The sequence below is a fragment of the Melaminivora alkalimesophila genome (genome assembly GCF_000282995.1).
Taxonomy (GTDB): domain Bacteria; phylum Pseudomonadota; class Gammaproteobacteria; order Burkholderiales; family Burkholderiaceae_C; genus Melaminivora; species Melaminivora alkalimesophila.
In genome coordinates, this window is record NZ_ALEE01000339.1 from 1 (window position 1) to 5808 (window position 5808).

General features: G+C 70.2%; 4 protein-coding genes and 1 pseudogene. 3 read left to right on the plus strand and 2 right to left on the minus strand.

Features of this window, described 5'->3' with window-relative positions; translation table 11 throughout:
• A pseudogene (locus tag A612_RS06260) lies at positions 1-388 on the plus strand (exopolyphosphatase); the annotation flags it as partial.
• A gap of 66 nt (positions 389-454) precedes the next feature.
• On the opposite strand, the gene A612_RS06265 reads toward A612_RS06260, so the two are convergent.
• Both A612_RS06265 and ppk1 read right to left on the minus strand, forming a co-directional pair.
• Positions 455-919, minus strand: coding sequence for a SixA phosphatase family protein (locus A612_RS06265; protein WP_081501123.1), 465 nt, complete (start codon positions 917-919; stop codon positions 455-457).
• Entirely contained in the window at positions 916-3072 is a 2157-nt protein-coding gene (gene ppk1, locus A612_RS06270) for a polyphosphate kinase 1 (RefSeq protein ID WP_019373659.1), read from the minus strand. The genes A612_RS06265 and ppk1 overlap by 4 nt, the downstream gene beginning before the upstream one ends.
• A gap of 196 nt (positions 3073-3268) precedes the next feature.
• Here ppk1 and A612_RS06275 point away from each other — a divergent pair, with 196 nt between their 5' ends.
• Positions 3269-5545 carry a putative bifunctional diguanylate cyclase/phosphodiesterase gene (locus A612_RS06275; RefSeq protein WP_019373660.1) on the plus strand — a complete coding sequence of 759 codons (2277 nt, stop codon included), beginning with the start codon at positions 3269-3271 and terminating at the stop codon, positions 5543-5545.
• Positions 5546-5623: 78 nt separating this feature from the next.
• Positions 5624-5808, plus strand: a 185-nt coding sequence (locus A612_RS17000; RefSeq protein WP_478212052.1) for a DUF4124 domain-containing protein, incomplete at its 3' end; no start/stop codon positions are given.

Below are 5808 nucleotides of genomic sequence, written 5' to 3' on the forward strand. Positions count from 1 at the left end.
CGGCTGCCGCATCTCGCACGACGGCTACCACCGCCACGGCGCCTACATCCTGGATCACGCCGACGCGGCGGGCTTCGCCCAGGCCGAGCTGCACGCCCTGAGCCAGCTGGTGCTGGGCCACCGCGGCAAGCTGCGCAAGCTGGAGGCCGCCCTGGCCGACCCGGTGCTGGCCCTACAACTGATGTGCCTGCGTACCGCCGTGGCCGTGTGCCACGCCCGCCGCGAGCCCGACGCCGAAGGGCTTGAGCTGCGCCTGTACGGCCGCTGCTGCACCGTGCGCACGCGCCCGGGCTGGGCCCAGGCCTATCCGCAGTCGGCCCACCTGCTGCGCGAGGAGGCGCAGGCCTGGCAGAAGACGCCCTGGAGCTATTGCGCCGAGTTGGCGTGAATATGAATGAAAAGTGCCTCTAGCTCCCGCCAGTCAAGCGCTGGCAGCTATCAAAATGATAGTAGGTTAGAGGAAATCGGGCGACTGCACCGCCATCAGCACGGTCTGCGCCACGTCCTGGCGCTGGCGCTGGCGCAGCCACCACACGGCGCCCTTGCGGATGGTGCAATCCGCCTCGCGCATGCCCAGCAGCCGCGCCGCGGTCTGGCCCAGCAGGGGCTGGTGGCCCACCACCAGCACGGCGCCGCGGGCACCCGGCCACTGCACCAGTTCCAGCAGTTCATCGGGAGTGCCGCCGGGCAGCAGTTCGGCGCGCAGCTTGAGCTTGCGGCCCAGAGCGCGGGCCGTCTGCTCGGTGCGCCGGGCGGGGCTGGCCAGCACGCGCAGGCCCTCGGGCAGCTGGCGGTCCAGCCAGGCGGCCATGCGCGCGGCCTGCTTTTCGCCGCGCGGCGTCAGGGCGCGCTGCAGGTCGTCCTCGCCGTCGCGCGCTTCGACCGCTTCGGCATGGCGCCAGAGGATGAGATCCATCACGGATTCGCCGCGCCCTTGAGCGCCGGGGTGCGCGGCGCGTAGCGCTCCATCAGGGCGCCCTGCGCGCCGTGGCCGTCCAGGGCGCGGGGCGCGCGCGCATAGCTGCCGTCGCTGGCGAGCGTCCAGGCGTCGCGGTCGTCGTGCAGGTAGGCCACCAGGCACTCGTCAATGATGCGCTGGCGCAGCTTGGCGTCGGTCACGGGCCAGGCGATCTCCACCCGGCGCAGCATGTTGCGGTTCATCCAGTCGGCGCTGGACAGGTAGACGTCCTCCTGCCCGCCGCTGCGAAAGTAGAACACCCGCGTGTGCTCCAGGAAGCGGCCGATGACCGAGCGCACGCGGATGTTGTCCGTCATGCCTGGCACCCCGGCCGGCAGCATGCAGGCGCCGCGCACGACCAGGTCCACGCTGGCGCCGCGCCGGGCGGCGCGCACCAGCGCGGCGATCAGCGCCTCGTCGGTCAGTGCGTTCATCTTGGCCACGATGCGCCCGTCCTCGCCGCGCTCGGCGGCCAGGCCGGCGGCGTCGATCTTTTCGATCATGCGCCGCTGCAGATCGAACGGGGCCAGCAGCAGTCGCTTGAGCCGGGGCACGCGGTTCTGGTTGGCGAGGTGGTCGAAGACCGCGTCCATGTCGGCCGTGACGTGCGGGTCGGCGGTGAGGTAGCTCAGGTCGGTGTACAGCCGCGCGGTGCGCGGGTTGTAGTTGCCGGTGGACAGGTGGCCGTAGCGGCGCAGGCCGCCGCCCTCGCGCCGGGTCACCAGCAGCATCTTGGCGTGCGTCTTCAGGCCCATCACGCCATACACCACCTGCGCGCCGATGGACTCCAGCGCATCGGCCCAGTTGATGTTGGCTTCCTCGTCGAAGCGGGCCTTCAGTTCCACCACGGCCATCACTTCCTTGCCGCGGCGCACGGCCTCGCGCAGCAGCTCCATCTGTTCGGAGTCGGCGCCGGTGCGGTAGATGGTCTGCTTGATGGCCAGCACCTGCGGGTCGCCCACGGCCTCGCGCAGAAAGCCCAGCACGCCGTCGAAGCTCTCGAACGGCTGGTGGATGAGCAGGTCGCGCCGGCGCAGCCGCGCCAGGATGCCGCCGGGCCGCGGCAGCTGCGCCGGCCAGGCCGGCCGCCAGGCGGGAAACAGCAGCGCCGGGTCGTTGACCAGGTCCACCAGCTGCCCCAGCCGCACCAGGTTGACGGGGCCATGCACCCGGTACAGGGCGGCCGCCGGCAGCGCGAACTGCGTCTGTAGGAAGTCCGCCAGAAAGGCCGAGCAGCCGGCCGAGACCTCCAGCCGCACGGCCTGGCCGTAGTGGCGGTGCTGCAGGCCCTGGCGCAGCGCGGTGCGCAGGTTGCGCACGTCCTCTTCGTCCACCGCCAGGTCGGAGTGGCGCGTGACGCGGAATTGCGAGAACTCCACCACCTGCCGCCCGGGAAACAGGTCGGCCAGGTGGGTGCGGATGATGCTCGACAGGCTGACGAACTTCGTGCCCGAGGGCGCCACCTTGGCTGGCAGCCGCATGATGCGCTGCAGGGCCCGGGGCACCTTGACGATGGCAATCTCGTTCTCGCGCCCGAAAGCGTCGCCGCCGCGCAGGCGCACGATGAAGTTCAGCGATTTGTTGGCCACCTGCGGGAAGGGGTGGGCCGGATCCAGCCCCACGGGGATCAGCAGGGGCCGCACCTCGCGCGCGAAGTGCTCGCGCACCCAGCGCCGCTGCGCCGCCGTGCGCTCGCCGTGGGGCACGATGCGGATGCCGAGCGCCGCGAAGGCGGGCATCAGCGAGTCGTTGTACAGCGCGTACTGGCGCGCTACCAGCGCCTGGGCCTTGAGTGCCAGGGCCTCGAAGGAGTTGACGCCGTAGGCGCTTTTGGAACTGCCGTCAGGGGTCGCACCCAGGTGCGCGGCCGCCCGCACCTCGAAGAACTCGTCCAGATTGGACGAGACGATGCACAGGTAGCGCAGGCGCTCGAGCAGGGGCACATCCTCGCGCACGGCCCAGTCCAGCACACGCTCGTTGAAGGCCAGGATACTGTGGTCACGGTCCAAAAGGACCAGGCTGGCGCCACTGGCGCCACTGGCACCGCCAGGCGGCAGTCCATTGCCCTGCACGGCGTTTTTGTCGGAGGGCGAAGGCAGCAGCAGGGACATCATGACGCGAGCAGGGTGGGAGGCACGAGCGCCAGTATTGAAAGGCCTCGTGACATTTTCATGACAGGACCTGCCGCCGCCGGCCGCGCCCTTAGCCCTTGCAGCTACCAGCGACCATGTAACGTTGCTTGCGGATAAAGCAACACTTTGGTACAAATTGCACTTTCCGCCTCTTCTTTTGCGGAGCCTCCCCCAGTCCATGTCTTTTTTGCCTGACGCCCTGGCGCTGGAGCCAAGGCAGTCCTCCACGCTGGCCCTGCAGCGCATCCTGCGCGAACAGCAGACCCTGCTCGACAGTGCCGGGGTGGGCATCGTGTTCATCCGCCACCGGCGCGTGGTGCGCTGCAACCCGCGCTATGCGGAGATCTTCCAGCTCCACAGTCCGCAGGCGGCGGTCGGGCACTCGAGCGAGACCCTGCACCCGAGCCGCGAGGCCTTTCGAGCGCTCGGCCGGGCCGCCTACCCCGTGCTCGCGCGCGGCGAAACCTACCGCACCGAGTGGCAGATGCGGCGCAGCAACGGCTGCCTGTTCTGGACCCACCTGACCGGGCGCCTCATCAACCCCGAGGACAGCTCCGAGGGCTCGATCTGGATCGTCGACGACATCGACGAACAAAAGCGCTCCCAGGCCGAGCTGCACGCCGCGCTGCGTGAGAACCAGGTGCTGTTCGACAACGCCATGGTCGGCATCGTCGTGCTGCGCGACCGGGTCCTCGTGCGCTGCAACCACCACTTCGAGCGAATTCTGGGCTATGGCCCGGGCGAGCTGGTCGGCCGCTCCTCGCGCCAGTGGTACCTCAGCGAGAGCGACTGGCAGGCCGCCGGCGAGCATTGCTATGCGCCCCTGGCACTGGGCCGGGAGTTCGAAGGGCAGATGACCCTGCGCGCCAAGGACGGCCGCGCCGTGGTCGTGGAGGTGCGCAGCCGGCCGCTCGATCCCGCCGACCTCTCGCAGGGCACCCTGTGGATCGTGCTGGACGTGAGCGAGCGGCTGCGCGTGCAGGCCCAGCTGGCGCAGATGCATGGCGCGCTCGAGCAGCAGGTGCGCGACCGCACACGCGAGCTGAGCGAGACCGTGGCCGACCTGCACCGCGAGATCGAACAGCGCAAGTACGACCAGGAGCGCATCCACTGGATGGCGCACTACGACGCCCTCACCGGCCTGCCCAACCGCGTGCTGCTGGCCGAGCGCGGCCAGCAGGCCGTGCGCACGGCGCGCGAGAGTGGCAGCCCGCTGGCCGTGATGTTCCTGGACCTGGACAACTTCAAGCATGTCAACGATTCGCTGGGCCACCGCGTCGGCGACGCCCTGCTGATGGAGATCGCCCAGCGCCTGCGCCGCACCGTGCGCGACCGCGACACCGTGGCGCGCCTGAGCGGCGACGAGTTCGTGCTGATCCTGCCGGGCGCCAACGCCCAGGGTGCGGCGCGCGTCGCCTCCAAGATGCAGGAGGCCGCGCGCGCTCCCGTGCAGCTGGGCCACCACGAGCTGTCGGTCTCTCCCTCCATGGGCATCGCCCTCTTTCCCGAGCATGGCGAGGATTTCGAATCCCTGATCCAGGCCGCGGACACGGCGATGTACCGCGCCAAGGCCGAGGGGCGCAACAATTTCCGCTTCTTCACGCCGCGCATGCAGGAGCAGTCCGCCCAGGCGCTGCAACTGACCAACGCGCTGAGCCGCGCGCTCGAGCGCGGACAGTTCGCCCTGCACTACCAGCCCCAGGTTTCCGCCGCCACCGGCGCCATCTCCGGCGTCGAGGCCCTGCTGCGCTGGCGCCATCCGGAGCTGGGCGACATCAGCCCGGCAGACTTCATCCCGGTTGCCGAGGACAGCGGCCAGATCGTCGCCATCGGGGAGTGGGTGCTGGACACGGCGCTGGCGCAGCTGCAGCGCTGGCGCCAGCGGGGGCTGTCGGGCTTCACGATGTCGGTCAACCTCTCGGCCGCCCAGTTTCGCCATCCGCAGCTGCCCGAGCTGGTCGCTCAGCTGCTGGAGCGCCATGGGCTGGCGGGCGACTGCCTGGAGCTGGAGCTGACGGAGAACGTCGCCATCGGCGACCCCGAGGCCGCTGCCCGGATCATGGACCAGCTGCACGCGCACGGGGTGGGGCTGGCGATCGACGACTTCGGCACCGGCTACTCCTCGCTCAGCCAGCTCAAGCGCTTTCGCATCTGCCGGCTGAAGATCGACCGCTCGTTCGTGCGCGACCTCGGCCAGGACCGCAACGACCACGCGCTGGTCAGCGCCATCGTCCGCATGGCCCAGGCCCTGGGGATGCGCACCACCGCCGAGGGTGTCGAGACCCCACAGCAGCTGGAGCTGCTGCGCGGGGAGGGATGCACCGAGCTGCAGGGCTTCCACATCAGTCGGCCCCTGCCCGCCGAGCAGGTCGAGCCATTTCTCCTGAGGCACCAGCGGGGCGCCCGCCTGGCGCCGGCCCCCTCGCAGGCGCGGCCCGGCAAGCCTTCCCCCTGACTGCAGGACCCGACCGAGGAAGCACGCAGGCCCCAGGCCACACACGAACGAACGACCCCACCCACGGAGGACACAGGCATGATCCGATGCGCCACGGTTCTTGGTTCCCTGCTGCTGCTCTCGCCGGGCTGGGCCATCAACAAATGCACAACGCCGGACGGGCGCATCAGCTACCAGGACGAGGCCTGTCCGGCCGGCCATGCACAGCGGCTGGACATCCCCACCCCACCCGCCCGGCAGGCAGCCGGTCCCGCTTCCGCCGG